Below are 26,006 nucleotides of genomic sequence, written 5' to 3'. Positions count from 1 at the left end.
GGGGAAACGATCAGGCAAGTCGTCGGAGTGAGCCCAAGACGCTTCTGGATGTTATGGAAACTAAACGCAAGCTAATCATTGTGGGGGCCGGTGGCCATGGACGCGCCGTCGCGGAAGCGGCAGAGCTGGACGGGTCGTGGTCCGAAATCGTCTTCGTCGATGACAACCACCCCGGGCAGACGGCGTCCGGCGCCTGGAAATTTGCCGGGCACCCCAGCCAGCTGGGGACGCTGGCGCGCCCCGGCGACGCCTTTATCGTGGCAATCGGCAACCAAGCGGCGCGCGAGCGCCTGATCCTCGACCTGCAACGGTTCGGCATTCCCTTGGCCACCGTCATCCATCCTCGGGCCTACGTGAGTCCGTACGCGGCGGTCGGCGAAGGCTGCGCGATCATGGCGGGCGCCGTGGTCGGCACTGCCGCGCGCCTGGGGCGCGGGGTCATCGTCAATGCCAACGCCACGGTCGACCACGATGCGGTGGTCGGCGATTTCTCCCATCTGGGCGTGGGCGTGCAGCTTGCCGGCGGCGTCGTCATCGAAGACCGCGTATGGCTGCAGGCGGGCACGTGCGCCGGATATCGCGTGCGCGTGCCTTCGGACACGATTGTTGAGCCAGGGACGAGCCTGGCCGCGGACTAATTCAGATCTCGATCCATGATCATTCCAACTCGATTCCGCACCGTACTGGTTTTTCTGTTCGATCTGAGCGCGATCATTGTTGCCTGGCTCGGCGCGTTCCTGCTCCGGTTCAATTTTGAATGGCCCGCAGGTTGGGAGCGCACGATCTGGATGGCGCTGCTGGTCCTGCTGCCGGTGCAGGCGGTGGCCTGTCGCACCGCGGGCCTGTACCGCGGAATGTGGATTTTCGCCAGCATCTCGGACCTCAAGCGGGTGCTGAAGGTCGTCATCGCCTCCGCGGTCGCTCTGCTGGTCTTTGCGTTTCTGGTGCGCAATGAAGCCGCGCTGCCGCGCTCGATCCTCCTGCTCTATCCCCTGTTGCTGCTGTTGTTGATGGGGGGCGGCCGCGCCGCATGGCGCATGTGGAAGGAGTACCGCCTATATGGCCGCGTCAGCGGCCGCGGGGCGCCGGTGGTGGTCGTGGGCGCCGGCACGGCCGGCGCAATGCTGGTGCGCGAGCTGAGCAGGAGCACGGAATGGCATGTGGTCGCGCTGGTCGACGACAATCCCGCCAAATGGGGCCTGGAACTGTCGGGCTGCCGGGTGGCTGGGGGAACGGACAGGCTGGTGGAGGTCCTGGAGGAATTCGAGGCGTCCCGAGTCATCCTGGCCATTCCGTCGGCCAAGGCGTCCGACGTGCAGCGAATCATGGATATCGCCACGGGCGCGGGCGCCGCGCTGTTCACCGTGCCGGGCCTGAGCGAACTGATGAGCGGCCGCGTCGCGATCAACATGATGCGCCCTGTGAACATCGAAGACCTGCTCGGCCGCGAAACCGTCCGGATCAACAACGAGAACATCCAGGCGATGATCGCCGGCAAGCCCATCCTCGTGACCGGCGCCGGCGGCTCCATCGGCAGCGAATTGTGCCGGCAATTGGCGCGTTTCACGCCCAGCAGCCTGATCCTGGTCGACGCGAGCGAATTTGCGCTCTATACCATCGAGCAGTGGTTTTCCGAGCATCAGCCCAATATCCGCATCGTGCCCCTGGCGGGGGATGTGAAGGATGCCGTGCGGATGGAAGAAATCTTCGAAGCCTGGAAGCCGGAAGTCGTGTTCCACGCGGCCGCGTACAAGCACGTTCCCCTGATGGAAGTCGGGAATGCCTGGCAGGCCGTGCGCAACAATGTGCTGGGCACGCTGAACGTCGCGGACTGCGCAAGGCGTTTCGGCTCCAAGCGCTTCGTGCTGATTTCGACCGACAAGGCCGTCAACCCCACGAACGTGATGGGCGCGACCAAGCGCATGGCGGAAATGATCTGCGAGGTGCTGCATTGCCGCGGCGGGAATACGTGCTTCCAGATGGTGCGGTTCGGAAACGTGCTGGGCAGCACGGGCAGCGTCATTCCGAAGTTCCAGGCACAAATCGCCAAGGGCGGCCCGATCACCGTGACCCACCCGGACATCACGCGCTATTTCATGTCGATTCCCGAGGCCGCACAGCTGGTGCTGCAGGCGGCGTCGATGGGCCAGGGGGGCGAGGTCTTCGTCCTGGACATGGGCGAGCCGGTACGGATCGCCGATCTGGCGCGCAACATGATTCGCTTGTCCGGGTATACCGAGGACGAGATCCGCATCGAATATTCGGGTCTGCGGCCCGGCGAAAAACTGTATGAGGAACTGCTGGCCGACTCCGAGGAAACGCGCCAGACGCCCCATGAGAAGCTGAGAATCGCGCGCTCCCGCTCCGTTCCGGAAGGGTTCTACGAGGAGAGCGTCGCGTGGATGACGAAAAAGGGGCCAGTTTCCGACGACGAGGTGCGGGCGCAATTGAAACAGTGGATGCCGGAGTACGTTCCGTCCCGGCTGTGATCTGGAACTGTTTTCAGCCCGCGATTTCCCGCGCCTGAGGCCGGGCGCAGCGGCGTATCGATAGCCGCTGGGGTTGTGTTGTACATTCCCTTCTTCAATATACCCCTTTCGATTTGATGCCAACTCGAATTCTCATCGTTCGTACATCGTCCCTGGGCGACCTGGTGCACATGTTGCCCGCTATCTCCGATATCGCCCGATATGTGTCGGACGCCGAGATCGACTGGGTGGCGGAAGAAGCATTCGCTGAAATTCCCAGCTGGCATCCCGCGGTCAATGAAGTGATCAAGGTGGCGCACCGGCGCTGGCGCAAAGCGTGGTGGTCGAGCCAGGTCCGGGCCGAACGGCACGCGCTGAAGGAGCGCTTGCGCGCCAAGCAGTACGACGTGGTGCTGGACATGCAGGCCCTGTTGAAATCCGCGTGGCTGGTCCGCCAGACGCGGGGGGTGCGGCACGGGCTGGATTGGCGTTCCGCGCGCGAGCCGCTGGCATCGCTGTTTTACAACGTGCGCCACCGGGTCGAGTTCTGGCAGCCCGCGGTCATCCGCCAGCGCAAGCTGGCGGCGCTGACGTTCGGCTACCAATACGCCGGCCAGCCCGATTTCGGCCTGCAGGGGTTTTCCAGGCAGGCCGCGCAGTCGCGCGAGAGCGATGCCGGGGCGGAGAACGTGCAGGCCGATCCGCCGCGCCTGCATCACGTGGACACGGACCACGGCTACGCGGTCATCATGCCCTCGGCCAGCCGCGACGACAAACTCTGGCCCGAAGACGATTGGCGCGCGGTGTTCCGCCGCCTGCGCGACGCGGGCTGCACGCTGCGCCTGCTGTGCGGCAACGAACAGGAAGCGCAGCGCGCCAAGCTGCTCGTGGCCGGCATGGACGGCGCCGAGGTGATGCCTCGCATGGACCTGACGTCGGTGGCGCGCCTGCTGGCCGGTTCGCGCATGATGGTGGGCCTGGACAGCGGCCTGACGCACCTGTCGGCGGCCCTGGGCCGTCCCACTATCGGTATCTACCGGGCATCGACGCCCGTGCGCACCCCGCTGGTCGGCTCGAACTACACCGCCAGCCTCGGTGACCGCGGCGCTTCGCCGTCGCGCGAGGCCGTGATGGCGTCGGTGGAGCAGGCGCTGGCCGCCCAGTGATATGAACCGCGGCGTCTACACCCTGGCGCTCCGGGCGTTGTCGCCGCTGGTCTGGCTGTGGATGGGCCGCCGCGCCAAGCGGGCGGGCGGCCAGTGGGAGATTTTTTCCCGGGAACGGTTCGGCCACCTGCCAGCCGCGCTTTCCCCGGCGCCCCAGCCGGCTCCCGTCTGGGTGCATGCGGTCAGCCTGGGCGAGACCCGGGCGGCCCAGCCCTTGCTGCAGGCGCTGCTGGACCGCGGCCTGCCGGTGCTGCTGACGCACGTAACCGCGACCGGCCGGGCCGAGGGCGCGCGGCTGTTCCAGGATGCCATCGCGCGGGGGCAGTTGCACCAGGCCTGGCTGCCGTATGACTTTCCCGGCGCGACCCGCCGTTTCATGGCCGGCCGTCGGCCCCGTTGCGGGCTGTTGATCGAGCGCGAGATCTGGCCGAATTTGCTGGCCGCCGCCCGGGAAGCGGGCGTGCCCATGGCGCTCGTCAGCGCCCGGTTTTCGGCGTCTTCCCTGCGCCAGGCGGGCAGGATGGGCAGCGTGATGCGCGAAGCGCTGGCCGGGCTGGACGCGGTGCTGACGCAGACCGCCGAGGACGCCGCAAGGTTGGCGCAGGCGGGGGCGCGGCCGCCCGTCGTGACGGGCAACCTGAAGTTCGACCTGGCCCTGCCGGACGCGCAGGTGCGGGCAGGGCAGGCATGGCGCGAACGGCTGGGCCGGCGCGTGATCGCCGTGGCCAGCACGCGCGAGGGCGAGGACAGCGGCTTCATCGAGGCGATCAAACGTCACGCTCAAATTTCAGGGACGCATGATTTACCGCTGTTCCTGCTGATTCCGCGCCACCCTCAACGCTTTGACGAGGCTGCGCGCCTGCTGGGCGACGCCGGCCTGCCGTTCGCGCGGCGCTCCGAAGGGGCCGATCCCGGCCCGGACACGACAGTGCTGCTGGGCGATACGCTGGGCGAAATGGCGTTCTATTACGCCGCCTCGGATGTCGCGATCGTCGCGGGCAGCTTCGCGCCGCTGGGCGGGCAGAACCTGATCGAGGCCTGCGCGGCGGGGGTGCCGGTCATCGTCGGACCCCATACCTTCAATTTCAAGCAGGCGGCGGAAGACGCCATCCAGGCGGGCGCGGTGCAACGCGCAGCCGACGCAGGGCAGGCGGTGGACGCGGCGATGGCGCTGGCGGGGGACGATGCGCGGCGCCGGCGCGGCGGCGAGGCGGCGCGGGCCTGGTTCGGCGCGCATGCGGGCGCGACCCGGCGAACGCTGGATACCCTGGCGCCCTGGCTGGACGCCGGCCCGCAGCCCTAGGGAGCGGGCCGGGGGGTCAGCGTGACCGCGCCGGGATTCAATTCCTGGGTGAAGCGGCGGGTGTCGCGTCCTTCGTCCTCGGGCCGCATGCCCAGCCAGCCCTGCCCCAGCGCATAAACGCCCAGGTTCGCCAGCAGAATGAGGATGAAGAGCACGCGCATGCCGGGCCTCGCTCAGGCGTTGGCGTCCAGGGTGGCGCGCGCAACCGCGGCCAGCCCGTCCAGGACGGGGTGATCCAGATAGATCGGCACGGGCGCGGCGCCGAACGCGCCCCCCGCGTCGGCCAGCAGGCGTTCGATTTCCTGGTGCACTTCGGGCCAGCCGCCGCCGGCCGCGTAGATCTGCGGCGTTTCGCCATAGCGCTGGCGTCCCGCCAGCCATTGACGGACCACCGCGCCGGCCTGCGCCGCGGCGATGCCCGACGCGATGGCCGCGTGCGTGTCCGTGGGATAGGCCACGACCTGCCCGTTGGCGACCGGCAGGTTGGCGGTGCCGTGCGCCAGGGCGTTGCGCATCATGGCCGGGCCGGGCAGGATCAGGCCGCCGGCAAAGACATTGTCGGGGCCCACGGTGTCGATCGTGGTGGCCGTGCCGAAGCTGGCGAGCACGAAGGGCGGGTGCGTGGCGGGCAGGCGCGACAGCACGCCCAGCAGGGACGCCCAGCGGTCGGCGCCCAGTTGGGTGGGTTCGCGGTAGTTGTTGACCAGCCCCAGCGTGGAGGCCTGGGATGGCGACCACGTTATGGCGCAGCCGTGCTTCTTCAGGATGGCGGCGATGGCCGCGCCACGGGCCTCGCCGGCGACGTTCACGCCCAGCGCGCGCGCGGGGCGGCGCGGCAGCGTGGCCAGCCAGCGGTCCAGGGCGTCCAGGTCCACGCCCTCGAAGGCGGCCACCGCCGGTTCGCGCGGCGCGTCGGGGCTGGCGGCGTCGAGCCAGCCTACCTTGAGACGGCTGTTGCCGGAGTCGATGAGAATAATCATGCTTGGCGTCGAATCGAGATTTCACCGACCAGGATCGGCTTGGCGCCCTCGGGCGTTTGCACCAGCAGGCGGCCGTGATCGTCCACGCCGCAAGCGGTGCCGCTAAGAAGAATAGCGCCCTTGTCCAGAACGTTTACCTTGCGGCCGGCCAGGGCGTCCACCTGGTCGAAACGCCGCTTGAACGCGCCAAAGCCTTCGCGCTCCAGGGTCTGGACCGCTTCGTGCCAGGCGGTGGCGCTGGCGCAGACCAGATCGGCAGCAGTGGCGGCGCGGGAAGCACGCGCCTGCACCTGGCTCCAATCGGCGACCTCGCGGTCCAGCGCCAGCGACAGCCGGTCCGCGTCGATCAGGTTAACGCCCATTCCGATGACGACGGTGTAGCCGGCTTCGCCGCCGCCGGGGTTGCGGGTGGTTTCCACCAGCACGCCCGCGAGCTTGGCGTCGTGCCATTGCACGTCGTTGGGCCATTTCATGCACAGCCCCGCCGCGTTCGGGCCCGCGACGGTGCGCAGGGCCTCGCAGGCGGCGACGCCGGCCAGCGGCGACAGCGCGGGCAATTGGGCGGCGGGCAGGCGCACGTCGAAGGCACAGGAGAACATCAGGGTGGAGCCCGAGCGATTCTGCCAGGGGCGGCCGGCGCGCCCCCGCCCCGTCTCCTGCAGATGCGTGCCCAGCAGCCAGGGTTTGCCCACCGCGCCCGCGCGTGCCCGCGCGAGCAGATCGGCGTTGGTCGATCCGGTGCTGCCTGTCCAGGCGATGTCTTGGAAGGCGGGCAGGCGCGTGGCCAGCTCCCGGGCGAGGGCTTCCGGCGCGGGCAGGTCGATTGGGCGGACTTGATCGGGCATGGCGGCGATTGTAGGGCACGCAGCCCGGGGCCGCGCTGGCACGCTGCCTGCGCGGCCCCATATCTGCGTATATCATTGACGATACATTTTGCATTGGTAACCTCTCTGCATGCCGCATTCCGCTTCGTCCGCACCTGCCGCCGCGCCTTTTCGCCATGAAGGGGGCGTTTGCCATGTGGCCGGCGACTGGAGCGTGCTGGCGCTGGCCGAATCCGGTGAGGTGGAGCGCCGCCGCCAGGCCCTGTCCCGTGCCGCCCACGATGGCGCGCGCTGGGACCTGCACGCGATCGGCCGGCTGGATACGATCGGCGCCTTGCTGATCTGGCAGGCCTGGGGCGAAAAGCTGCCCGAGCGCGTGCGCTGGTCGCCAGGGCAGCAGGATGTCTTCAATGCGCTGGCCATGAACAAGGGCGGAACGCCCGCCGCGGCGGCCAAAGGCGACCCCTGGGCCTGGTTGCGCGCGGTGGGCGGAGCGATCTTCAAGGCGGTCGACAATGGCCGGGCGCTGCTTACGATGCTGGGGCAACTGGTCCTGGATCTGGGCGGCATGCTGCTGCGTCCGCGGCTGGGGCCGTGGCGCGAGATCTCGGCGCAGGTGTACCGCACCGGCGCGCAGGCGCTGGGTATTACCGCGCTGGTCGGTTTTCTGATCGGCGTGGTCCTGTCCTACCTGTCGGCGCAACAGTTGCAGATGATCGGCGCCGACCGCTTCATCGTGCGCCTGCTGGGCGTGTCGATCGTGCGCGAACTGGGGCCGGTGCTGGCCGCCATTCTGGTCGCGGGCCGCTCGGGCTCGGCGATCACGGCGCAGATCGGCGTCATGCGCGTGACGCAGGAACTCGACGCGATGCTGGTCATGGGCATTTCGCACGGGCAGCGCCTGATCCTGCCGCGCGTGGTCGCGCTGGCCGTGACCATGCCGCTGCTGGTGCTGTGGACGGACGCCATGGCGATCTTGGGCGGCATGCTGGCCGCGCAGGTCCAGCTGGGCGTGTCGGCGCAATGGTTCCTGCAATCGCTGCCCGACGCCATCTCGCTCACCAACTACTGGATCGGCATTCTGAAGGGCGTGACGTTCGGCATACTGATCGCGCTGATCGCCTGCCATTTCGGCCTGTGCATCCAGCCCAATACGGAGAGCCTGGGGCGCGGCACCACCACGTCGGTCGTCACGTCCATTACCGGCGTGATCCTGCTGGACGCGCTGTACGCCGTGATCTTCAGTTCGGTGGGCATCTGATGAACAGCGCCACCCAGCACCGCCTGTTCGCGGAAGACGGCGTTACCGTCGAACCCGTCATCACCGTGCGCGGCCTGCGGACCGCGTTCGGCGACCATGTCGTGCACGACAACCTCGACCTGACGGTCTTCCCGGGCGAGATCCTGGTGCTGGTGGGCGGGTCGGGCACGGGCAAGACGGTGCTGCTGCGGCAGATCATCGGGCTGGACCAGCCGGCGGCGGGCACGGTGAAGGTGCTGGGCCATTCGCTGTTCGAACTGAGTCCGGCCGAGCGCCGGCGCCTGTCCTACCGCTGGGGCATGCTGTTCCAGGCGGGGGCGCTGTTCTCCGCGTTGTCGGTGTTCGACAATGTGGCGTTGCCGTTGCGGGAATTGCGCACGGTGCCGGAAGACCTGGTGCGCGACGTCGTCATGTGCCGGCTGGCCATGGTGGGCCTGTCCGAGCGCGACGCGGACAAGCGGCCGTCGGACCTGTCCGGCGGCATGGTCAAGCGCGTGGCGCTGGCGCGCGCGCTGTCCCTGGATCCGGAGCTGCTGTTCCTGGACGAACCCACGGCGGGCCTGGATCCCCTGCGGTCCGACGAGTTCGTGGACCTGGTGCGCAGCCTGCACCGGCAGTTGGGCTTTACCGTGGTCATGGTGACGCACGATCTGGATACGCTCCTGGCCCTGGCCACGCGTGTCGCCGTGCTTGCCGACAAGCGGGTGATCGTGTGCGACACGGTGCCGGAAGTACTGAAGGTCGATCACCCGTTCATTCACACGTTCTTCCTGGGCGAGCGCGGCCTGCGCGCCCTGGGGGATCTGGCGCCGAAGGGAGTGCATCATGGAAAACCGTAGTCATGCGCTCATGGCCGGTATCTTCACGCTGGTCTTGCTGGCCGCCGCTGCCTTGGCGGCCGTCTGGATCGGCCGGGACCGGACCCAGCTGCTGCCATACGAAATCATCTCCGCCACCGCCGTCAGCGGCCTGAACCCGCAGTCGACCGTACGCTATCAGGGCGTGCCTGTCGGCAAGGTGCAGTCGCTGGCGCTGAACCCGAACAAGCCGGGGCAGGTGCGCATCCGCATCGGCGTTGCGCCGAACACGCCGATCACCGAATCGACCTGGGCCGAACTGGGCGTGCAGGGCGTGACCGGCATGTCCAACGTGGAACTGCGCGACGACGGCACCTCGATGACGCGCCTGGCGTCGTCGGCGGCGCATCCGGCCGCCATTCCGCTGCGCCCCGGCTTTCTCGACCGTATCGAGCAGCGCGGCGGCAAGCTCATCTCGAACGTGGAAGAGGTCACCGAGCAACTGCGCCGCGTCCTGAGCGAGCAGAACGTGCAGGCACTGACCGCCAGCCTGCAAAACGCCACCGACCTCACGCAATCCCTGAAAGAGGCCAGCCGAAATCTTGCGCCGACGATGGCCAAGCTGGGGCCGCTGATGGATTCGCTGGGCAATACGTCGCGCCAGGCGGACCGTGCCGCGCGCGAAGTGGGCGACCTGGCGCTGCAGGCCCGGCAGTCGCTGGCGCGGCTGACGGCCCCTGGCGGCGCCTTGTCCGCCGCGACCAGCAGCCTCAACGATATCGCCCTGGCCGCTTCGCGGCTGGACGGCGAGACCTTGCCGGCGATCACCGGCATGGCCTCCAACGTCAGCGAGGCCGCGCGAGGCGCGGCCGTTACTCTGCGCCGTGTGGACAACACGCCGCAATCCTTCCTGTTCGGCCCGGCTCCGCGCGAGCCCGGACCCGGCGAGGCCGGCTTTGCCGGATTCGGGAGATAGCCCCAATGACGAAGATGCGTAGCGCCGTTCTCCTCCTGACCCTGGCCCTGGCGGGCTGCGGCATCGGCCGCGTGCCCGCCCCGCCCATGGTGTTCGACCTGGGCCTGGACGCCGCTCCCGTGCCGGTGCTGCCGGCGCGCGAGCCTATCGCCATGGTCTTTCAGGCCGTGCCCAGCCTGTCCGACACCAGCGTGATCTGGCGGGTGGGCGATAGCGCCGCGCCCAAGGCTTACGCGACCTACCGCTGGGCCTCTGCACCGACGGAGCTCGTGCGTCAGCGCATCGCCGACCGCCTGTCGCGTCAGGGGCCGGTGCTGAATGAGCGCGTGAGCCTCCAGACGCCGCAGCTGCAGGTATTCCTGTCGCAGTTCGAGCAGGTGTTCGCCGCCGACGGCCAGTCCAGCGAAGGGCGGATCCTGATGCAGGCGGTGCTGGTAGAAGGCCGCAGCGTGCTGGGCCAGAAGCGCATCGCCGTACAGGCCCCCGCGCCGACGCAGGACGCCGCGGGAGGCGTTGCCGCCTTGCGCCAGGCCAGCGACGCCGCCGCGGACCAGTTGGCCGAGTGGCTGGCCGCCACCTTGAAACCCTCGCCCAGGACGGGCGGTTAACATCGTCTTTTTTTCCGCTTCCTGAGTTCCGCCATGTCCGCACGCACTGAAACCCACGCTTTCAACGGCGCCGCCGGCCGCATCGATTGCGCCGTTGATTGGCCCGCCGGCACGCCGCGAGGCTGGGCGCTGGTGTTGCATCCGCATCCGCTGCAGGGCGGCGCGCGCGAGAACAAGGTGGTCACGACCCTGTCGCGGGCCTGCGTGCAGCAAGGCCTGGTGGCGGTGCGTCCGAATTTCCGCGGCGTCGGCCTGTCTGAAGGCGCGTTCGATAAATCGGTGGGCGAAACCCAGGACATGCTGGCCGTCGTGGCGCAGATGCGTGAACTGCATCCCGAACTGGCCCAGGCGCCGTGGGTGCTGGCCGGTTTTTCCTTCGGTACCGCAGTCGCCGCGCAGACCTATGCCGCGCTGGCCGAGCAGGGCGATGCCGTGCTGCCGTCCGCCCTGATGCTGATGGGCCCCGCGGTGAACCGCTTCCAGTCGCACGAGGTGCAGGTGCCTGGCGACACGCTGATGGTGCATGGCGAAGAGGACGAAGTCGTGCCGCTGTCCGAGGCCATGGATTGGGCGCGCCCGCGCTCCATCCCGGTGGTCGTGGTGCCCGGCGCGTCGCACTTTTTCCACGGCAAGCTGCTCGTGCTGCGCCAGTTGGTGCAGGCACAGCTGAAGGTTGCGCTGGATTGAGGCTGTGGATGTCAGACACCCGAGGCGCGTTGGCGTCGGGCATAGGGCGTTTCGTAGGGGTGTCAGACACTTTTCCGTTGTCGGCGCCGGCGATGGGGCCGTTGGGTGTCCGACACCCTTTCCACAGGCCCTGCCGCGCATCAGGTTGCATCACGTTGCATGTTTTCGCGGCGGCGGGAACCCTGTCCGGGCAGAAGGGGTCCTATCGACTGCCTATAATTGTCAGCCACTTGACCCGCGCCGGCGGGCGTCATTCCTGGACCCACGTTGCCGATGAAGAATTTGCCTTACTCCGCTCACTCCCCCGTCGTCTTTACCCGCCGCCTGCTTACCGGCGCGGTGCTGTCGGCAATGCTCGCGGCCTCGATGCCGGCCTGGGCGCAGCAACAGCAGGCCCCAGCCGCCGCGCCGGCCGCCCCGGCCGCCGCTGCGCCGTCGGCTTCGGGCGTGGTTCCGGTGGGGGATGTGTCGGCCGTGCCGGCGCCCACGATCGCGGCCAAGGCCTGGATCGTGATGGACGTGAACAGCGGCCAGACCCTGGCGGCCTCCAATCCGGACATGAAGGTGGAGCCGGCCTCGCTGACCAAGATCATGACGGCGTACGTCGTGTTCAACGCGCTCGAGGAAAAGCGCCTGACGCTGGAGCAGACCGTTCCGGTCTCCGAACACGCCTGGCGCACGGGCGGTTCGCGCATGTTCATCGAGCCGCGCAAGCCGGTCACGGTGGATGAGCTGAACCAGGGCATGATCGTGCAGTCCGGCAACGACGCGTCCGTGGCCCTGGCCGAAGCGGTCGGCGGCAGCGAAAGCGCGTTCGCCTCGCTCATGAACCAGGAGGCCGAACGCCTGGGCATGCGCAACACGCACTTCATGAACGCCACCGGCCTGCCCGATCCGCAGCACATGACCTCCACGCGCGACCTGGCCGTCCTGTCGTCGCGCCTGATCACCGATCATCCGGACTTCTTCCACTACTACAAGCAGAAGAGCTTCACCTACAACAAGATTACCCAGCCCAACCGCAACCGCCTGCTGTGGGCCGATCCCTCGGTGGACGGCATGAAGACCGGCCATACGGATTCGGCGGGCTACTGCCTGGTGTCGACGGCCGTGCGCGGCGACCGCCGCATCCTCGTGGTCGTGGTCGGCACGGACAGCGAGGCCACGCGCGCCGAGGAAAGCCTGAAGCTGCTGAACTGGAGCTTCCAGAACTTCGATACCGTGAAGCTGTTCGACAAGAGCCAGCCCGGCATCGATGCGCGCGTCTGGGAAGGCACGGCCGAAAACGTCAAGCTGGGCCCGCCCAACCCCGTGTCGATCGCGGTGCCGCGCGGCAAGGCTGGCGATCTCAAGCCGGTGGCGCAGCGCACGGATCCGCTGATCGCTCCGCTGGCCAAGGGCCAGCAGGTCGGCACGCTGCAGTTCACGCTGGACGGCAAGGTACTGCGCACCGAACCGCTGGTGGTGCAGGATGCCGTCGAGCGCGCCGGCTTCTTCGGCCGCATGGTCGATACCGTCAAACGCTGGTTCGAATAAGCGCGCCACAGGTGTAAGCTAGAAGGCCTGTTCCCCTGAAGGGAATAGGCCCAATACGGGCGTTTCATCATGAAACGCCCGTATTTCATTCCCGGGGCGGACCTGCCGGTGCGTCCCTATCCTTTCATTCTCAGGAGTGCGTCATGATTCCGGGCGTGCCGGGCGAAAGCCAGGTGTATCTCAACGGTGAGTTCCTGCGTTTGGACGAGGCCAAGATCTCTGTCCTCGACCGTGGCTTTATTTTCGGGGACGGTATCTACGAAGTCGTTCCCGTATACCAAGGTAACGCGTTCCGCATGGCCGAGCACCTCAACCGCCTCGACCGCAGCCTGGCTGCCTTGCGGATTGCCCAGCCCTTCGACCGCGCGGGCTGGATCGACCTGATCCAGCAATTGCTGGCGCGCACCGACATGGAAACCGGCATCGTCTACCTGCAAGTGACGCGCGGCGTGGCCAAGCGGGATCACCAGTTCCCGTCCGTTCCGGTTGCGCCGACCGTCTTCGGCATGGTCTCGGCCTGGTCGCCGCCGACGGCCGGGCAGCGCGCCAAGGGCCTGGCCGCCATCAGCATCCCCGACGAGCGCTGGCTGCACTGCGAGATCAAGTCGGTATCCTTGCTGGGCAACGTGCTGGCCAAGCAACAGGCGGTCGACGCGCAGGTGGATGAGGTCGTCCAGTTCCGCGACGGCTACCTGACCGAAGGCTCGTCCACCAATATCTGGGTGGTTTCCGACGGCAAGTTGCTGGCGCCGCCCAAGAACAACCTGATCCTGGAAGGCATCCGCTACGGCCTGATGGGCGAGTTGGCCGCGGAGGCGGGCATCCCGTTCGAGTCGCGCCGCATCTCGCAGCAAGAGGTGGAGCAGGCGGACGAACTGATGCTGTCCTCGGCCACCAAGGAAGTGCTGGCCATCGTTTCGCTGGACGGCAAGCCGGTGGGTTCGGGCAAGCCTGGCCCCGTTTTTGAGCAATTGCGAGCGGGTTATGATGCCCGCATCGCCGCACTGTAGGCTTGGCACGGGCGGCCGCCACTTGCCAGCGCGCCGCCTGCCCCCATATCAGTGCATTCCCCATGCGGTGGGGCGGTTCGCGCCAAGGCAGAAGACCCCCTTGGGGATGGCAGGAAGCGCATATCGTGAGCGCACCGTAGGGGGCATTACTTTTAGGCACATCATGCATATCCCGCCCGAAGACTCCCTCATCGAATATCCCAGCGACTTTCCCATCAAGGTCATGGGCAAGCAGCATCCCGAATTCGCGCAGACACTGACCGAAGTCGTCCTGCAGTTCGATCCCGGGTTCGATGCCGCCACGGTAGAAATGCGGCCCAGCAAGGGCGGCAACTACATGGGCCTGACCTTCACCGTGCGCGCGACGTCGCGCGAACAGCTGGACGCGCTCTACCGGGCCTTGCACGGCCACCCGATGGTGTCCATCGTTCTCTAGCGCGGGTTTGTCGTGATCAAGTGGCTCGCACGGCCGGCCGATTACCTGTCGGTCTGGCAGGACATGCAGGCATACACCAACCTGCGCGGCGCGGACACGCCCGATGAGATCTGGCTCTGCGAACACGCGCCGGTCTACACGCTGGGCCAGGCCGGCCTGCCGCAGCATGTGCTCAACCCCGGCAATATTCCCGTCGTCCGTTGCGACCGGGGCGGGCAGGTGACCTACCATGGCCCCGGCCAGGTCATGGCGTACGCGCTGTTCGACCTGCGCCGCGCGGACATGTACGTGAAAGAGTACGTGACCCTGCTGGAGGGCGCGGTTATCGACACGCTGGCCCAGCTGGGCGTGGCGCATGCCTGCCGCAAGCCCGGCGCGCCGGGTGTATACGTGCCGGACCCCGAAGGGGGCGAACTGGCCAAGATCGCTGCGCTGGGCATCAAGATCCGCAACGGCAGGGCCTACCACGGCGTGTCGCTGAACGTGTCGATGGACCTGGCGCCTTTCCTTGGCATCAATCCTTGCGGCTACCAGGGTCTGCGCACCGTCGACATGGCCAGCTGCGGCGCGCGGTGCGCGCCCACCGAGGCGGGCGACGCGCTGGCGCGCAATCTGGCGCAGGCCTGGGGCCGCGCAAGGGACAAGGCATGAAGACCTACAGCGCGGCCGACATCGCCGCTACCACGCCCGAACAGCTGGCCCGCCTGCGCGAAGGGGGGCCGCTCGAGGACTACGCCGCCTGGATCCGGGCGGCCGCCGAACTGGGGCTGGTCGAGGCCCAGGCCATCCATGGGCAGATGCTGCTCGATGGCGCCGGGGTCGAACGCGACCAGGCGGAAGGGCTGGCGTGGTTCAAGCGCGCCGCCAACGCCGACCACGCCATGGCCATCAACATGGTGGGCCGCTGCTACGAAAACGGCTGGGGCGTGGCGCCGGACGATACGGTCGCGGCCTATTGGTTCCGGCTGGCCGCGGACCGGGGGCTGGACTGGGGCATGTACAACTATGCCCACATGCTGCGCAGCGGCCGGGGCGGCGTGGCGCAGAACGCCGCGGCGGCGCTGGCCCTGTACCAGCAGGCGGCGCAGGCCGGGCACGTGAAATCCATCGGCGTAGTCGGCCGCTATTACGAAGCGGGCGACGTGGTCGCGCAAGACATGGAGCGCGCCTTCGACTGCTACCAGCGCTGCGCCGACGGCGGGGACTTCCGCGGCATGTTCCACCTGGGCCGCCTGCTGCTGTTGCGCGGCCGCAAGGAAGACGCCGTTCAGTGGCTGGTGCGCGTACCCGAGACGGCCACGCCCGCCTTCCTGCGCGAAGCCAACGCGATGCTTCAGGCCAGCGGTTTTCCCGCGCTGTACGAGGACATCCCGCAGGAGGGATGAAGCGCGGGAGGGCCCCGTCCTACGTGCTCAGCCGTTCCTCGAAGACGGCCTCGATGGTGTCGCGCTCGCCGGCGCCGCGTTCGCCTTGCAGGCGGTCCAGCAGGAACTGGCCGGCGCGCCGGCCCAGCGCGGCGGCGTCCACGCCCAGCGTGGTCAGCCCTTGCGCCCACTGCGCGGCGCTGCCGTCGTCCGTGAAACCCAGCACCGCCAGGTCCTCGGGCACGTGCAGGTCGCGGTTATGCGCCTCCGACACGGCGGCAGTCGCCAGCAGGTCGGAAGTGCAGAACACCGCGTCGAAGATCGTATTGGTGGCCAGCAGGCGCAGGAAGGCCATGCGGCCATCGTTCATCTGCTGCACCTCGGGCTGGACGATGTCCGCCACCTGTTCGAGCCCGAGCGCGGCAGCGCTGGCGATGAAGCCTTCGCGCCGTGCCCGCTCCCAGGGGTTGTCGGCGCTGAGGCAGGCGATGCGCGTGTGGCGCTTGGCGGCGAAATGCCGCGCCGCCATACGGCCCGCTTCCGCGTTGTCGATCACGAGGGCGCCGTCCAGCGGCTGGGCGGAGGCGCTCCAGGTTTCGATCACCGGGATTTCCAGCGCGGCCACGGCGGATCGCAGGCCGGGATCGTCCAGCGGGCCGATGACGAGCGCCGCCGCAGGGCGCAATTCGCCCAGCAGGGACAGGCCCGGCGCGCCGTGCCAGGGCGCGGCGGCCAGATAGTAGCCGGCGGGCGCGAGCAGCTCGGCGCAGGCCTGCACGGCGCGGCCGGTGGGGCCGGCATCCAGCCGGGGGGCGATCAGGGCGATGGGGCGGGGCGGGGGCAGGGAAGCCATGGGGAAAATTCGTGGATTCGTCAGGCGTGACGATAACCCAGGCGGGCTGGCGTCCAGGGCGCCGCCCGCCAGGGGCCGACCCCGTCCGGGGCGGATCCGGGCGGCGAGGGGTAAAATGCCGTTTTTGTCCCAGAGCCGGCACGTTCGCGCGCCGGTCATGAAGGTGTCCAATGTCTACGCTCGCCGAGTCTCCTGTTCCCTCGAACGAATCCACCGCTGCGCCCGCGGACGCGGCCTACGATCCGACGCAAAAGCAGAAATCACAGGCCAAGACGGCGCGTATTCCCATCAAGATCGTTCCGGCCGAGCGCCTGAAGAAGCCTGAATGGATCCGCGTGAAGGCCGCCGCGCCCGGCTCGCGCTTCTACGACATCAAGCGCATCCTGCGGGAGCACAACCTGCACACGGTGTGCGAGGAAGCCTCCTGCCCGAACATCGGCGAATGCTTCGGCAAGGGCACCGCCACCTTCATGATCATGGGCGACAAGTGCACGCGCCGCTGCCCCTTCTGTGACGTGGGCCACGGCCGTCCCGATCCGCTGGACACCAACGAGCCCGTCAACCTTGCGCGCACCATCGCCGCGATGAAGCTGTCCTACGTCGTGATCACCTCGGTGGACCGCGACGACCTGCGCGACGGCGGCGCGGGCCATTTCGTGGATTGCATCACGCACATCCGCGAACTCTCGCCCACGACCCGCATCGAGGTCCTGGTGCCCGACTTCCGCGGCCGCCTGGACCGCGCGCTGACCATCCTGAACGCCGGTCCTCCCGACGTCATGAACCACAACCTGGAAACCGTGCCGCGCCTGTACAAGCAGGCGCGCCCGGGCTCGGACTACCTGCACTCGCTGAAGCTGCTGGCCGAGTTCAAGAAGCTGCACCCCGAGGTCCCCACCAAGTCCGGCCTGATGCTGGGCCTGGGCGAGACCGACGAGGAAATCCTGCAGGTGATGCGCGACATGCGCGAGCACAACGTGGACATGCTGACCATCGGCCAATACCTGCAGCCGTCGGAGCACCATCTGCCCGTGCTGCGTTATGTGCATCCGGACACCTTCGCCATGTTCGAGCGCGAAGCCTATGCCATGGGCTTCTCGCACGCGGCGGTGGGCGCGATGGTGCGCTCCTCGTACCATGCGGACGAGCAGGCGCACGCGGCCGGCGTGAACTGAATCAGCAGGTTTCGGCGTCGGCCAGCAGCGCGCCGTTGCGGTCCTTCGCGGAGAGCAGCGGCGCCTGCTCGCAGGGCCACGCGATCGCCAGCGCCGGATCGTCCCAGCGAATGCAGCGCTCGTGCCGCGGGGCGTAATAGTCCGTGGCTTTGTACAGCACCTCGGCGGCATCGGACAGCGCCAGGAATCCGTGGGCAAACCCCTCGGGGATCCATAGCTGGCGCTTGTTTTCCGCGCTGAGTATGGCGCCTACCCATTTTCCGAAGGTCGGCGACGTCCGCCGCAGGTCTACCGCTACGTCGAAGATCTCGCCCGCGCACACGCGCACGAGTTTGCCCTGGGCCTGCGCGACCTGGTAGTGCAGGCCGCGCAGGACGCCCCTGGCCGAGCGCGAGTGGTTGTCCTGCACGAAGCTGCGCCGCAGGCCGGTCGAGGCCTCGAAAACGCTCTGGTTGAAACTCTCGAAAAAGAAGCCGCGCTCGTCGGCCAGGACACGGGGTTCCAGGACCAGCACGTCGGAAATGGCTTGCGGGATCACTTTCATCAGAACACCTTGTCCACCAGGATGCGCATCAGGTACTTGCCATAGCCGCTCCTGGACAGCGGCTCCGCCAGCTTTTCAAGCGCCTCGGCGGTGATCCAGCCCTGGCGGAAAGCGATTTCCTCGGGGCAGGCCACCTTCAGGCCCTGGCGGTGTTCCAGCGTGGCGATGAACTGGCCGGCCTCGAGCAGCGATTCGTGGGTGCCGGTATCCAGCCAGGCGAAGCCGCGGCCCATGATTTCCACCGCGAGCCGGTCTTGCTCCAGATAGCGCTGGTTGACGTCGGTGATCTCGAGTTCGCCGCGCGCGGAAGGGCGGATACCGCGGGCAATGTCGATGACGTCGTTGTCGTAGAAGTACAGGCCCGTCACCGCGTAGCCGGATCGCGGCCGCACAGGCTTTTCCTCGATGGACAGCACCTTGCCGCGCGCGTCGAATTCCGCCACGCCGTAGCGTTCCGGGTCCTGCACGTGATAGGTGAAGACGGTTGCGCCGTCTGTGCGCGCGTTGGCGCGCTGCAGCAGCCTGGGCAGTTCATGGCCGTAGAAGATGTTGTCGCCCAGCACGAGCGCCGAGGCGTCCTGGCCGATGAACGGCGCGCCGATGAGGAAGGCCTGCGCCAGGCCGTCGGGCGATGGCTGGACGGCGTACTCGATGTTCAGGCCCCATTGCGATCCCGCCCCCAGCAATTGCTGGAACCGGGGCGTGTCCTGGGGCGTCGAGATAATGAGGATGTCGCGGATGCCCGCCAGCATGAGCGTGGTGAGCGGGTAGTAGATCATCGGTTTGTCGAAAACGGGCAGCAGCTGCTTGCTGATGGCCAGCGTTGCCGGATGCAGCCGGGCGCCCGAGCCGCCCGCCAGAACTATGCCTTTGCGCGCCATGCGGAATCTCCGAGTTCGATGAGCCGGTCCAGGACCTGGTCGACATGCGCCGTCCAGGCGGGGAATTGCAAGTCCAGCGCGCGCGATAGCAGGGCCGTGTCCAGCCTGGAGTTGCCGGGCCGCCGCGCGGCTGCCGGATAGCTGCTGGCCAAGATCGCCCGGATGCGCTCCGGGGCGAGCGCCAGTGCCATCCCGCGGGCTGCCGCGCCCGCCACGATATATTGCGCGAATCCGTGCCAGCTGGTCGAGCCGGCGGCGGCCAGGTGATAGGTCCCCGTGGGCAGCCGTCCCTCGAAACGCCGCTGGATCGCCAGCGCCGTCGTGTCGGCGATGAGGCCCGCCGACGTCGGTGCGCCATGCTGGTCGGACACGACGTCCAGGCTTTCCCGGGCCTGCCCAAGGCGCAGGATGGTTTTCAGGAAGTTCCTGCCGTGCGACGAATAGACCCAGCTGGTCCGGAACACCAGGGCGCCGCAGCCGGCGTCCCGGATCGCCTGCTCGCCCGCGAGCTTGGTGGCGCCGTAGACGTTGCAGGGGTTGGGGGCGTCGGATTCCGCGTAGGGCTGCCGCGCCGTGCCGTCGAAGACATAGTCGGTCGAATAATGGACGAGCAAGGCATCCGTGGCCCGGGCATGGCGGGCGAGGGTGGAGACCGCCAAAGCGTTTACCTCGGACGCCTCCGACTGCTCGGATTCGGCCAGGTCCACCGCGGTGTAGGCCGCGGCGTTGACGATCGCATCGGGCCGGCAGGCAGACAGGGTGGCGCGCAGGCCTTCCTGGTCGCGCAGATCGGCCGTGTCGCGGCCCGGCGCCACCAGCTCCCCCAGCGGGGCCAGTGCGCGGCACAACTCGCGGCCCACCTGGCCGTTCTTGCCCAGCAGTAGGATTTTCACGCGGCCCTTGCTAAGTCTCGTACTGTTCTTTTGCCCAGTCGCGATAGGCGCCACTGGTGACGTTCGCCACCCAGCGCGGGTGGTCCAGGTACCAGAGTACCGTTTTTCGAAGGCCGGTCTCGAAGGTTTCGGCGGGCATCCAGCCCATCGCGCGCTGCAGGCGGCTGGCATCGACCGCGTAGCGGCGGTCGTGCCCGGGACGGTCGGGGACGTGGACGATCTGGTCCGCGTAGGGGCGGCCGTCGGGCCGGGGGCTGAGCTCGTCGAGCAGCGCGCACAGCTGCCGCACGACGTCGAGATTGGTCTTCTCGTTCCATCCGCCCACGTTGAAGGTGTCGCCCGGCTCGCCCGCCTCGAGTATCTTGCGGATCGCATCGCAGTGGTCGGCCACGTAAAGCCAGTCGCGTACCTGCAAGCCGTCGCCGTAGAGCGGCAGTGGCTTGCCGGCCAGCGCGTTGTGGATGACCAGCGGGATGAGTTTCTCCGGGAACTGGTAGGGGCCGTAATTGTTCGCGCAGTTCGAGGTCAGCACCGGCAGGCCGTAGGTGGTGTGGAAGGCCCGCACCAGGTGGTCGCTTGCCGCCTTGCTCGCGGAATACGGGCTGTTCGGGGCGTAGCGCGTCGTTTCGGTGAAGGCCGGGGCTCCCGCTTCCAGCGAGCCATATACTTCGTCGGTGGAGACGTGCACGAACCGGAAGCCGGCCTTGGCGGCCGGAGCCAGACGGGCCCAGTAGTCGCGGACGGCCGTCAGCAGGCGCGAGGTCCCGACGATATTGGCCTGGACGAAGGCGTCCGGATCGGCGATGGAGCGGTCCACGTGGGTTTCCGCGGCGAAGTTGATCACCGCCCGGGGCGCATGCGCGGCCAGCAGCCGCGAGACCGTTTCTGGATCGCCGATGTCGCCCTGGACCAGGGTGTGGCGCGCGTCGCCCCTCAGGGACGCCAGATTGTCGGGGTTGCCGGCGTACGTGAGCTTGTCCAGCGTCACGACGGGCTCGTCGCTCTGGACAAGCCAATCCAATACGAAATTGGAGCCGATGAAGCCGGCTCCGCCGGTGACGACTATGCTCATGTTGGTAAAGCCCTCTGGGCCTGGGGCCCAGATGTGTTCTCGGCGCGGGCTAGCGACGCGCCTGGGCGCCTGCCCAGTACGTGTCTTTCTGTCCCGCATGCTGGTTTATACAACGTGCCAGCACGAACATCAGGTCGGACAGCCGGTTCAGGTACTGCCTGATGGGCGGGTTCACCGTGTCGGCGCGCGCCAGCGCCACCACCGCGCGCTCCGCGCGGCGGCAGACGGTGCGGGCCACGTGCGCCTGCGCCGCGCCGCGGGAGCCGCCGGGCAGGATGAATTCGCGCAGGGGGGGCAGCGTGGCGTTGTAGTGCGCCAGGCGCGCGTCCAGGCGGGCGACCTGTTCGTCCGTCAGGGCAACGTGGCCGGGAATGCAGAGCTCCGCGCCCATGTCGAACAGGTCGTGCTGGATGGCGGACAGGTCGGCGGAGACGTCGTCGGGCAGGGCTTCGGTCAGCAGCACGCCGATCACGCTGTTCAGTTCGTCCACGTCGCCCAGCGCGGCGATACGGGGCGCGTCCTTGGGTGCGCGGGATCCGTCCCCCAGGCCGGTGGTGCCGTCGTCTCCCGTGCGGGTGGCAATGACAGATAAGCGGTTGGCCATGGGAATTCCTGAAAGAGTGACGAATGGTGTGGGTTTTGTGTCCGGCCATGGAAAGCGCCGGCTTTGGTCGCGCGGACCGCAATCAATGGTCAGGATTGTTGCGTTCCCGGCGGGTGACTGTTGCACAAGGGGGGTATCCTAGCACTATGGAAAGCGGGGGCGGCCCGGTACGCCGCTGCGCGCTTTCGCTGCAATCGGAGGATATCTGCATGGTTTTTGACCGCAAATACGCAACCCCCATGGCCGTAGCCGCCGCCGCGGCCGTCGTGGCGGTGGCCGCGCCGCTGGCGTTCGCGCAGCAGGCCGAGGCCAGCGGCGAAGTGCGGCGGGTGGACCCGGCCGCGGGCAAGGTCACCATCAAGCACGACGCTATCAAGCAGCTGGACCTTCCCGCCATGACGCTGGTCTATGAGGCCGATCCGGCCCTGCTGGCCAAGATCAAGGCGGGCGACAAGGTGCGCTTTACCGCCGTGCGCAAGGACGGCAAGTACACCGTGACGGCAATCGCGAACTAGGCCGAGGCCTGGCAAGCGCCCTTCAGCAACGAAAAACGCCGTTTGCCGCGATGGAGCGGCAAACGGCGCCTGGCCGGACGGCACGCCGTCCGGTATTGCTTACAGCACGTAGCGCGCCAGATCCTGGCTGCTGGCGGCCTCCGACAGCTGCTCGTTGACGTAGGCGGCGTCGATCTTCACATGCTTGTCCTGGCTGGACGTGGCATCGAACGACAATTCCTCCAGCAGCTTTTCCATCACCGTATACAGGCGGCGCGCGCCGATGTTCTCGGTGGTTTCGTTGACGTTGAAAGCCAGTTCCGCCAGGCGGCGCACGCCTTCGTCCGTGAATTCCAGGTCAAGGTCTTCGGTGGCCATGAGGGCCTTGTACTGCTTGGTCAGCGACGCATCCGTATCGGACAGAATGCGCACGAAGTCCTCGGCGGTCAGCGATTCGAGTTCGACGCGGATCGGGAAGCGGCCTTGCAGCTCAGGGATCAGGTCGGACGGGCGCGACAGATGGAATGCGCCGGACGCGATGAACAGGATGTGGTCGGTGCGGACCATGCCGTAGCGCGTGTTGACCGTGGTGCCTTCGACCAGCGGCAGCAGATCGCGCTGCACGCCCTGGCGCGACACATCGGCGCCGCCGGTTTCCTGGCGGGCCGCGATCTTGTCGATTTCGTCCAGGAACACGATGCCGTTCTGCTCGACGTTGGTGATCGCCACGGTGCGCAGGTCTTCTTCGTTGACGCGCTTGGCGGCTTCCTCGTCGACGATCAGCTTGAAGGCTTCGCGCACCTTCATCTTCTTGGGCTTTTTCTTGTCGCGGGCCATGCCGGCGAACATGCCGCGCAGCTGCTCGGCCATTTCTTCCATGCCCGGGGGCGTCATGACGTCCATCTGCGGGACGGCCTGGGCCACTTCGATCTCGATTTCGAGATCGTCGATCTTGCCTTCGCGCAGGCGTTTGCGGAAGGTCTGGCGGGCGCTGTTGTCCTCGCCGCGTTCCGGCTCGCCCGAGGCGCCGCGCGCCGGCGGGACGAGCGCGTCCAGGATGCGGTCCTCGGCGGCGTCTTCCGCCTGGGTGCGCACACGGCGCATTTCCAGCTCGCGGGTCTGCTTGATCGAGTATTCGGTCAGGTCGCGGATGATGGTGTCGACATCGCGGCCGACGTAGCCCACTTCCGTGAACTTGGTGGCCTCGATCTTGATGAAGGGCGCGTTGGCCAACTTGGCCAGGCGGCGCGCGATTTCGGTCTTGCCCACGCCGGTGGGGCCGATCATCAGGATGTTCTTGGGGTGAATTTCATGGCGCAGAGGTTCGGCGACCTGCTGGCGGCGCCAGCGGTTGCGCAGCGCCACGGCCACGGCGCGCTTGGCGCGGTTCTGGCCGACGATGTACTTGTCGAGTTCGGAGACGATTTCTCCGGGCGTCATGTTGGATGCGGACATGAGGGCGGATCCTTGAAGCTAGGGCGGGCTGGGGTGACGGCGCGGCGCCGTGGGCGCCGCAACGCGGATGTCACTCGCCCAGCGTTTCGACGACGTGGTTCTGGTTGGTGTAGATGCAGAGGTCGCCAGCGATTTCCAGCGATTGCTTGACGATGGCCTCGGGCGGCAGCTCGGTGTTGCGCAGCAGGGCCAGCGCCGCCGATTGGGCGTAGGCGCCGCCGGATCCGATGGCGGCCAGGCCGTGTTCGGGCTCCAGCACGTCGCCGTTGCCGGTCAGCACCAGCGTATGCTCGGTGTCGGCCACGATCAGCATGGCTTCCAGGCGGCGCAGGACGCGGTCGGTGCGCCAGTCGCGGGTCAGTTCGACCGCGGCGCGCATCAGGTTGCCCTGGTGCTTGTCGAGCTTGGCTTCGAAGCGCTCCTGCAGGGTGAATGCGTCGGCGGTGGCGCCGGCGAAACCGGCCAGGATCTTGTCGTGGTACAGGCGGCGGATCTTGCGGGCCGTACCCTTGACGACGATGTTGCCCAGAGTGACCTGGCCATCGCCGCCCAGTGCGACGCGGTTACCGCGGCGCACGCACACGATGGTGGTGGCGTGAAATTGTTCCATGCGTTCCTTCCTTTGAAGGGAATAGCTGGGGGCGCTTCCGGGGAAATCAAGGGAATGCGGGGAGGGGCTCAGTGTCTGACACCCGTACGGGATGTCCTAGGGCCTGCCCGGATGCCTCCCGGGTGTCAGACACTGGGCTCATCCAATAAAAAAGGCCATGCCGGTAACCAGCATAGCCTTTCAGGGCCGGGAGCGAATACGGGACGGATTAGTCGCCGTAGAGCTTCTGGCGCATTTCGCGGCGTTCCTGCGCTTCGAGCGACAGGGTGGCCGTGGGGCGGGCCAGCAGGCGCGGAATGCCGATGGGTTCGCCCGTTTCTTCGCACCAGCCGTATTCGCCGCTGTCGATGCGGGCGATGGACTGTTGCACCTTCTTCAGCAGCTTGCGTTCGCGGTCGCGCGTGCGCAGCTCGAGCGCGTGTTCTTCCTCGATCGTGGCGCGGTCGGCGGGATCGGGCACGAATTGCGTTTCACGCAGGTGCTCGGTGGTTTCGCCGGCGTTGGCCAGGATGTCCTGTTCGAGTTGTTTGAGCCGTTCCTTGAAGAAAGCCAGCTGGCGTTCGTTCATATAGTCGGACTCGGGCATGGCCAGCAATTCTTTTTCGCTGGGCAGATCAATCGCCGTATCGCTCGTCGACTTGCTTGGTTTCTTGGTTGCTGCCTTGGTAGCCATGAAAACACTCCACTATGAATCGATCCTGGCGCGGGCGTCCATTCCCGGTCCGTGTTACTTGTTGCCTACGCTATTCGTACCTCACAGTACTGCCTTCGTCGCATCGCGTCACGTCAGGAAGGGGGATTACCCCGCCAGGCACTGCTCCAAGCCCCGGGTAAAAATCTCCTGGGGCAGCTTACGTCCGATGAATACCATCTTGGTGGACGGTTTTTCGGCCGCGGTCCACGGCTTGCCGGGTTCGGCGCCCATCATCATGTGCACACCCTGGAACAACATGCGGCGGTTGATGCCCTTCATGTACAGGATGCCCTTGTAGCGCATCAGGTCGGGACCATAGACCTGCACGACGCCACCCAGGAATTCCTCGAGCCGAGCGGGATCGAACGGCTTGTTGGAACGGAACACGAACGCGCCGATTTCGTCGTCGTGCTGGTGATGGTGATGATGGTGGGCATGATTGCAGTGCGCCCCGCAGTCGCCTTCGTGGTCATGATCGTGATCGTGGCCATGATCGTGGCCGTGGTCGTGATCGTGCCCATGGGAGTGGGCGGCGTCGGGGTGCTCATCGGCCAGGAACTCCGGGTCGATGTCCAGAATGGAATTCAGGTTGAAGCCGCTGATGTCGATGATGGACTTCAGGTCGACGTCGCCGAAGTTGACGGCGGTGATCGGCGCGCGCGGGTTCATGTGAACCAGGCGGTGTCGCAGCGCTTCGTAGTCGACTTCGTTGACCAGGTCTTTCTTCGAGATCAGGATGCGGTCGGCGAAACCGACCTGCTTCTGGGCTTCGGGTTGCTCGTCGAGGGTGGACATGCCGTGCTTGGCATCGACCACGGTAACCACCGCGTCCAGGCGGTAGTACTCGGCGATGTCGTCATCCATGAAGAACGTCTGGCAGACGGGGCCGGGATTGGCCATGCCGGTCGTTTCGAGGATGACGCGTTCAAAATTCAGTTCGCCGGCTTCGCGCTTGACGCGCAGCTCGGACAGCGTGCGCATCAGGTCGCCGCGCACCGTGCAGCAGACGCAGCCGTTGGACAGCTCGATGATCTCTTCGTTGCTGTCCTGGACCAGCAGGTCGTTGTCGATGCTTTCCGGTCCGAATTCGTTTTCGATGACCGCGACGCGGCGGCCATGGTATTCGGTCAGGATGCGTTTGAGCAGGGTGGTCTTGCCCGCACCGAGAAAGCCGGTGAGGATGGTGACGGGAACCATTTTGTCCAAACTGCGCGGGGTGTTCATGGCGAAGCTGCTAGCGTGAAGTCAAGGCGTTAAACAGGAGCTCCTGGCATGGGGACCTGCAACCCCGCCTTACATGCTGGAACGGCGGGTT

Annotated in this window: 29 protein-coding genes; 16 read left to right on the top strand and 13 right to left on the bottom strand. The window is 67.2% G+C overall.

Going from position 1 to position 26,006, the window contains the following annotated elements:
* The first annotated feature begins 53 nt into the window (after window positions 1–53).
* The 4 genes from AGI3411_RS01425 (at window position 54) to AGI3411_RS01410 (ending at window position 4,937) form a co-directional block, all read left to right on the top strand.
* On the top strand, window positions 54–638 hold the full coding sequence (locus tag AGI3411_RS01425) for a NeuD/PglB/VioB family sugar acetyltransferase (RefSeq protein ID WP_129525661.1): 585 nt from the start codon (window positions 54–56) through the stop codon (window positions 636–638).
* Between the two features lie 15 nt (window positions 639–653).
* Window positions 654–2,489, top strand: a complete 1,836-nt coding sequence (locus tag AGI3411_RS01420) for a polysaccharide biosynthesis protein (protein WP_129525660.1) — start codon at window positions 654–656, stop codon at window positions 2,487–2,489.
* A 116-nt stretch (window positions 2,490–2,605) separates the two neighbouring features.
* Window positions 2,606–3,634, top strand: coding sequence for a lipopolysaccharide heptosyltransferase I (gene waaC / locus AGI3411_RS01415; protein ID WP_129525659.1), 1,029 nt, complete (start codon window positions 2,606–2,608; stop codon window positions 3,632–3,634).
* A 1-nt stretch (window position 3,635) separates the two neighbouring features.
* A complete protein-coding gene (locus AGI3411_RS01410; RefSeq protein WP_129525658.1) occupies window positions 3,636–4,937 on the top strand; it encodes a 3-deoxy-D-manno-octulosonic acid transferase in 1,302 nt (433 codons plus the stop codon).
* Here AGI3411_RS01410 and AGI3411_RS30050 read toward each other — a convergent pair.
* Genes AGI3411_RS30050 through AGI3411_RS01400 form a run of 3 tightly spaced genes read right to left on the bottom strand, consistent with a single transcriptional unit; the run spans window position 4,934 to window position 6,762 of the window.
* The gene (locus AGI3411_RS30050; RefSeq protein WP_165359029.1) at window positions 4,934–5,098 is read right to left on the bottom strand and encodes a hypothetical protein; all 165 of its coding nucleotides are present in this window, start codon (window positions 5,096–5,098) and stop codon (window positions 4,934–4,936) included. The two genes, AGI3411_RS01410 and AGI3411_RS30050, sit on opposite strands and share 4 nt — an antisense overlap.
* Window positions 5,099–5,110: 12 nt before the next feature.
* Window positions 5,111–5,917 carry a type III pantothenate kinase gene (locus tag AGI3411_RS01405; RefSeq protein ID WP_129525657.1) on the bottom strand — a complete coding sequence of 269 codons (807 nt, stop codon included), beginning with the start codon at window positions 5,915–5,917 and terminating at the stop codon, window positions 5,111–5,113.
* Window positions 5,914–6,762 (bottom strand): biotin--[acetyl-CoA-carboxylase] ligase, encoded by an 849-nt coding sequence (locus AGI3411_RS01400; RefSeq protein ID WP_129525656.1) that lies wholly within the window; start codon window positions 6,760–6,762, stop codon window positions 5,914–5,916. Before AGI3411_RS01400 ends, AGI3411_RS01405 begins: the two co-directional genes overlap by 4 nt.
* 109 nt (window positions 6,763–6,871) lie before the next feature.
* On the opposite strand from AGI3411_RS01400, the gene AGI3411_RS01395 reads away from it, so the two are divergent.
* The 10 genes from AGI3411_RS01395 (at window position 6,872) to AGI3411_RS01350 (ending at window position 15,437) form a co-directional block, all read left to right on the top strand.
* The gene (locus AGI3411_RS01395) at window positions 6,872–8,002 is read left to right on the top strand and encodes an MlaE family ABC transporter permease (protein ID WP_129525655.1); all 1,131 of its coding nucleotides are present in this window, start codon (window positions 6,872–6,874) and stop codon (window positions 8,000–8,002) included.
* Complete coding sequence (locus AGI3411_RS01390; RefSeq protein ID WP_129525654.1) at window positions 8,002–8,841, top strand: ABC transporter ATP-binding protein; 840 nt, start codon at window positions 8,002–8,004, stop codon at window positions 8,839–8,841. The genes AGI3411_RS01395 and AGI3411_RS01390 overlap by 1 nt, the downstream gene beginning before the upstream one ends.
* Complete coding sequence (locus AGI3411_RS01385) at window positions 8,828–9,775, top strand: MlaD family protein (RefSeq protein WP_208747994.1); 948 nt, start codon at window positions 8,828–8,830, stop codon at window positions 9,773–9,775. Before AGI3411_RS01390 ends, AGI3411_RS01385 begins: the two co-directional genes overlap by 14 nt.
* Window positions 9,776–9,780: 5 nt before the next feature.
* Window positions 9,781–10,383, top strand: a complete 603-nt coding sequence (locus tag AGI3411_RS01380) for an ABC-type transport auxiliary lipoprotein family protein (protein ID WP_129525653.1) — start codon at window positions 9,781–9,783, stop codon at window positions 10,381–10,383.
* Between the two features lie 33 nt (window positions 10,384–10,416).
* Window positions 10,417–11,070 (top strand): alpha/beta hydrolase, encoded by a 654-nt coding sequence (locus tag AGI3411_RS01375; RefSeq protein ID WP_129525652.1) that lies wholly within the window; start codon window positions 10,417–10,419, stop codon window positions 11,068–11,070.
* A 273-nt stretch (window positions 11,071–11,343) separates the two neighbouring features.
* On the top strand, window positions 11,344–12,606 hold the full coding sequence (locus tag AGI3411_RS01370; RefSeq protein WP_129525651.1) for a D-alanyl-D-alanine carboxypeptidase family protein: 1,263 nt from the start codon (window positions 11,344–11,346) through the stop codon (window positions 12,604–12,606).
* 143 nt (window positions 12,607–12,749) lie between these two features.
* Entirely contained in the window at window positions 12,750–13,616 is an 867-nt protein-coding gene (locus tag AGI3411_RS01365; protein WP_129525650.1) for a D-amino acid aminotransferase, read from the top strand.
* A 163-nt stretch (window positions 13,617–13,779) separates the two neighbouring features.
* Window positions 13,780–14,052, top strand: a complete 273-nt coding sequence (locus AGI3411_RS01360) for a YbeD family protein (RefSeq protein ID WP_043544559.1) — start codon at window positions 13,780–13,782, stop codon at window positions 14,050–14,052.
* Between the two features lie 12 nt (window positions 14,053–14,064).
* The gene (gene lipB / locus AGI3411_RS01355) at window positions 14,065–14,703 is read left to right on the top strand and encodes a lipoyl(octanoyl) transferase LipB (RefSeq protein ID WP_129525649.1); all 639 of its coding nucleotides are present in this window, start codon (window positions 14,065–14,067) and stop codon (window positions 14,701–14,703) included.
* On the top strand, window positions 14,700–15,437 hold the full coding sequence (locus tag AGI3411_RS01350) for a tetratricopeptide repeat protein (RefSeq protein WP_129525648.1): 738 nt from the start codon (window positions 14,700–14,702) through the stop codon (window positions 15,435–15,437). Before lipB ends, AGI3411_RS01350 begins: the two co-directional genes overlap by 4 nt.
* Before the next feature lie 19 nt (window positions 15,438–15,456).
* Here the strand turns inward: AGI3411_RS01350 and AGI3411_RS01345 are convergent, their stop codons facing one another.
* The gene (locus tag AGI3411_RS01345; protein WP_129525647.1) at window positions 15,457–16,269 is read right to left on the bottom strand and encodes a LacI family DNA-binding transcriptional regulator; all 813 of its coding nucleotides are present in this window, start codon (window positions 16,267–16,269) and stop codon (window positions 15,457–15,459) included.
* Window positions 16,270–16,439: 170 nt separating this feature from the next.
* Between AGI3411_RS01345 and lipA the strand changes: the two genes are divergently transcribed.
* Window positions 16,440–17,444, top strand: coding sequence for a lipoyl synthase (gene lipA / locus AGI3411_RS01340; RefSeq protein ID WP_129525646.1), 1,005 nt, complete (start codon window positions 16,440–16,442; stop codon window positions 17,442–17,444).
* Between the two features lies 1 nt (window position 17,445).
* Here lipA and rfbC read toward each other — a convergent pair whose 3' ends face one another.
* Genes rfbC through AGI3411_RS01315 form a run of 5 tightly spaced genes read right to left on the bottom strand, consistent with a single transcriptional unit; the run spans window position 17,446 to window position 21,438 of the window.
* Entirely contained in the window at window positions 17,446–17,988 is a 543-nt protein-coding gene (gene rfbC / locus AGI3411_RS01335) for a dTDP-4-dehydrorhamnose 3,5-epimerase (protein ID WP_129525645.1), read from the bottom strand.
* Window positions 17,988–18,869, bottom strand: a complete 882-nt coding sequence (gene rfbA, locus AGI3411_RS01330) for a glucose-1-phosphate thymidylyltransferase RfbA (protein WP_129525644.1) — start codon at window positions 18,867–18,869, stop codon at window positions 17,988–17,990. The genes rfbC and rfbA overlap by 1 nt, the downstream gene beginning before the upstream one ends.
* Window positions 18,851–19,762 carry a dTDP-4-dehydrorhamnose reductase gene (rfbD, locus tag AGI3411_RS01325; protein ID WP_129525643.1) on the bottom strand — a complete coding sequence of 304 codons (912 nt, stop codon included), beginning with the start codon at window positions 19,760–19,762 and terminating at the stop codon, window positions 18,851–18,853. The genes rfbA and rfbD overlap by 19 nt, the downstream gene beginning before the upstream one ends.
* A gap of 10 nt (window positions 19,763–19,772) precedes the next feature.
* Window positions 19,773–20,834: a dTDP-glucose 4,6-dehydratase gene (rfbB, locus tag AGI3411_RS01320; protein WP_129525642.1), complete on the bottom strand. Its 1,062-nt coding sequence runs from the start codon at window positions 20,832–20,834 to the stop codon at window positions 19,773–19,775.
* A gap of 49 nt (window positions 20,835–20,883) precedes the next feature.
* Window positions 20,884–21,438: a cob(I)yrinic acid a,c-diamide adenosyltransferase gene (locus tag AGI3411_RS01315; RefSeq protein ID WP_129525641.1), complete on the bottom strand. Its 555-nt coding sequence runs from the start codon at window positions 21,436–21,438 to the stop codon at window positions 20,884–20,886.
* A 209-nt stretch (window positions 21,439–21,647) separates the two neighbouring features.
* On the opposite strand from AGI3411_RS01315, the gene AGI3411_RS01310 reads away from it, so the two are divergent.
* Window positions 21,648–21,953, top strand: coding sequence for a copper-binding protein (locus tag AGI3411_RS01310; RefSeq protein ID WP_129525640.1), 306 nt, complete (start codon window positions 21,648–21,650; stop codon window positions 21,951–21,953).
* A 99-nt stretch (window positions 21,954–22,052) separates the two neighbouring features.
* Here the strand turns inward: AGI3411_RS01310 and hslU are convergent, their stop codons facing one another.
* From hslU to AGI3411_RS01290, 4 genes are all read right to left on the bottom strand, one after another.
* Window positions 22,053–23,387 carry an ATP-dependent protease ATPase subunit HslU gene (gene hslU, locus AGI3411_RS01305; protein WP_129525639.1) on the bottom strand — a complete coding sequence of 445 codons (1,335 nt, stop codon included), beginning with the start codon at window positions 23,385–23,387 and terminating at the stop codon, window positions 22,053–22,055.
* A gap of 70 nt (window positions 23,388–23,457) precedes the next feature.
* Complete coding sequence (hslV, locus tag AGI3411_RS01300) at window positions 23,458–23,997, bottom strand: ATP-dependent protease subunit HslV (RefSeq protein WP_129525638.1); 540 nt, start codon at window positions 23,995–23,997, stop codon at window positions 23,458–23,460.
* A 208-nt stretch (window positions 23,998–24,205) separates the two neighbouring features.
* The gene (gene dksA, locus AGI3411_RS01295; protein WP_043544572.1) at window positions 24,206–24,670 is read right to left on the bottom strand and encodes an RNA polymerase-binding protein DksA; all 465 of its coding nucleotides are present in this window, start codon (window positions 24,668–24,670) and stop codon (window positions 24,206–24,208) included.
* A 126-nt stretch (window positions 24,671–24,796) separates the two neighbouring features.
* On the bottom strand, window positions 24,797–25,915 hold the full coding sequence (locus AGI3411_RS01290; protein ID WP_129525637.1) for a CobW family GTP-binding protein: 1,119 nt from the start codon (window positions 25,913–25,915) through the stop codon (window positions 24,797–24,799).
* Window positions 25,916–26,006 lie beyond the last annotated feature (91 nt).

Source organism: Achromobacter agilis, from assembly GCF_900496965.1.
Classification (GTDB): Bacteria; Pseudomonadota; Gammaproteobacteria; order Burkholderiales; family Burkholderiaceae_B; genus Achromobacter; species Achromobacter agilis.
Note: the sequence above shows the minus strand (reverse complement) of the source record. Positions and strands in the feature narration are given on the sequence as shown.

Excerpts from the sequence above, each read along its gene's own strand:
- AGI3411_RS01425 (WP_129525661.1), top strand. The coding sequence starts at position 54 with ATGGAAACTAAACGCAAGCTAATCATTGTGGGGGCCGGTGGCCATGGA.
- AGI3411_RS01420 (WP_129525660.1), top strand. The coding sequence starts at position 654 with ATGATCATTCCAACTCGATTCCGCACCGTACTGGTTTTTCTGTTCGAT.
- waaC (WP_129525659.1), top strand. The coding sequence starts at position 2,606 with ATGCCAACTCGAATTCTCATCGTTCGTACATCGTCCCTGGGCGACCTG.
- AGI3411_RS01410 (WP_129525658.1), top strand. The coding sequence starts at position 3,636 with ATGAACCGCGGCGTCTACACCCTGGCGCTCCGGGCGTTGTCGCCGCTG.
- AGI3411_RS30050 (WP_165359029.1), bottom strand. The coding sequence starts at position 5,098 with ATGCGCGTGCTCTTCATCCTCATTCTGCTGGCGAACCTGGGCGTTTAT.
- AGI3411_RS01405 (WP_129525657.1), bottom strand. The coding sequence starts at position 5,917 with ATGATTATTCTCATCGACTCCGGCAACAGCCGTCTCAAGGTAGGCTGG.
- AGI3411_RS01400 (WP_129525656.1), bottom strand. The coding sequence starts at position 6,762 with ATGCCCGATCAAGTCCGCCCAATCGACCTGCCCGCGCCGGAAGCCCTC.
- AGI3411_RS01395 (WP_129525655.1), top strand. The coding sequence starts at position 6,872 with ATGCCGCATTCCGCTTCGTCCGCACCTGCCGCCGCGCCTTTTCGCCAT.
- AGI3411_RS01390 (WP_129525654.1), top strand. The coding sequence starts at position 8,002 with ATGAACAGCGCCACCCAGCACCGCCTGTTCGCGGAAGACGGCGTTACC.
- AGI3411_RS01385 (WP_208747994.1), top strand. The coding sequence starts at position 8,828 with ATGGAAAACCGTAGTCATGCGCTCATGGCCGGTATCTTCACGCTGGTC.
- AGI3411_RS01380 (WP_129525653.1), top strand. The coding sequence starts at position 9,781 with ATGACGAAGATGCGTAGCGCCGTTCTCCTCCTGACCCTGGCCCTGGCG.
- AGI3411_RS01375 (WP_129525652.1), top strand. The coding sequence starts at position 10,417 with ATGTCCGCACGCACTGAAACCCACGCTTTCAACGGCGCCGCCGGCCGC.
- AGI3411_RS01370 (WP_129525651.1), top strand. The coding sequence starts at position 11,344 with ATGAAGAATTTGCCTTACTCCGCTCACTCCCCCGTCGTCTTTACCCGC.
- AGI3411_RS01365 (WP_129525650.1), top strand. The coding sequence starts at position 12,750 with ATGATTCCGGGCGTGCCGGGCGAAAGCCAGGTGTATCTCAACGGTGAG.
- AGI3411_RS01360 (WP_043544559.1), top strand. The coding sequence starts at position 13,780 with ATGCATATCCCGCCCGAAGACTCCCTCATCGAATATCCCAGCGACTTT.
- AGI3411_RS01350 (WP_129525648.1), top strand. The coding sequence starts at position 14,700 with ATGAAGACCTACAGCGCGGCCGACATCGCCGCTACCACGCCCGAACAG.
- AGI3411_RS01345 (WP_129525647.1), bottom strand. The coding sequence starts at position 16,269 with ATGGCTTCCCTGCCCCCGCCCCGCCCCATCGCCCTGATCGCCCCCCGG.
- lipA (WP_129525646.1), top strand. The coding sequence starts at position 16,440 with ATGTCTACGCTCGCCGAGTCTCCTGTTCCCTCGAACGAATCCACCGCT.
- rfbC (WP_129525645.1), bottom strand. The coding sequence starts at position 17,988 with ATGAAAGTGATCCCGCAAGCCATTTCCGACGTGCTGGTCCTGGAACCC.
- rfbA (WP_129525644.1), bottom strand. The coding sequence starts at position 18,869 with ATGGCGCGCAAAGGCATAGTTCTGGCGGGCGGCTCGGGCGCCCGGCTG.
- rfbB (WP_129525642.1), bottom strand. The coding sequence starts at position 20,834 with ATGAGCATAGTCGTCACCGGCGGAGCCGGCTTCATCGGCTCCAATTTC.
- AGI3411_RS01315 (WP_129525641.1), bottom strand. The coding sequence starts at position 21,438 with ATGGCCAACCGCTTATCTGTCATTGCCACCCGCACGGGAGACGACGGC.
- AGI3411_RS01310 (WP_129525640.1), top strand. The coding sequence starts at position 21,648 with ATGGTTTTTGACCGCAAATACGCAACCCCCATGGCCGTAGCCGCCGCC.
- hslU (WP_129525639.1), bottom strand. The coding sequence starts at position 23,387 with ATGTCCGCATCCAACATGACGCCCGGAGAAATCGTCTCCGAACTCGAC.
- hslV (WP_129525638.1), bottom strand. The coding sequence starts at position 23,997 with ATGGAACAATTTCACGCCACCACCATCGTGTGCGTGCGCCGCGGTAAC.
- dksA (WP_043544572.1), bottom strand. The coding sequence starts at position 24,670 with ATGGCTACCAAGGCAGCAACCAAGAAACCAAGCAAGTCGACGAGCGAT.
- AGI3411_RS01290 (WP_129525637.1), bottom strand. The coding sequence starts at position 25,915 with ATGAACACCCCGCGCAGTTTGGACAAAATGGTTCCCGTCACCATCCTC.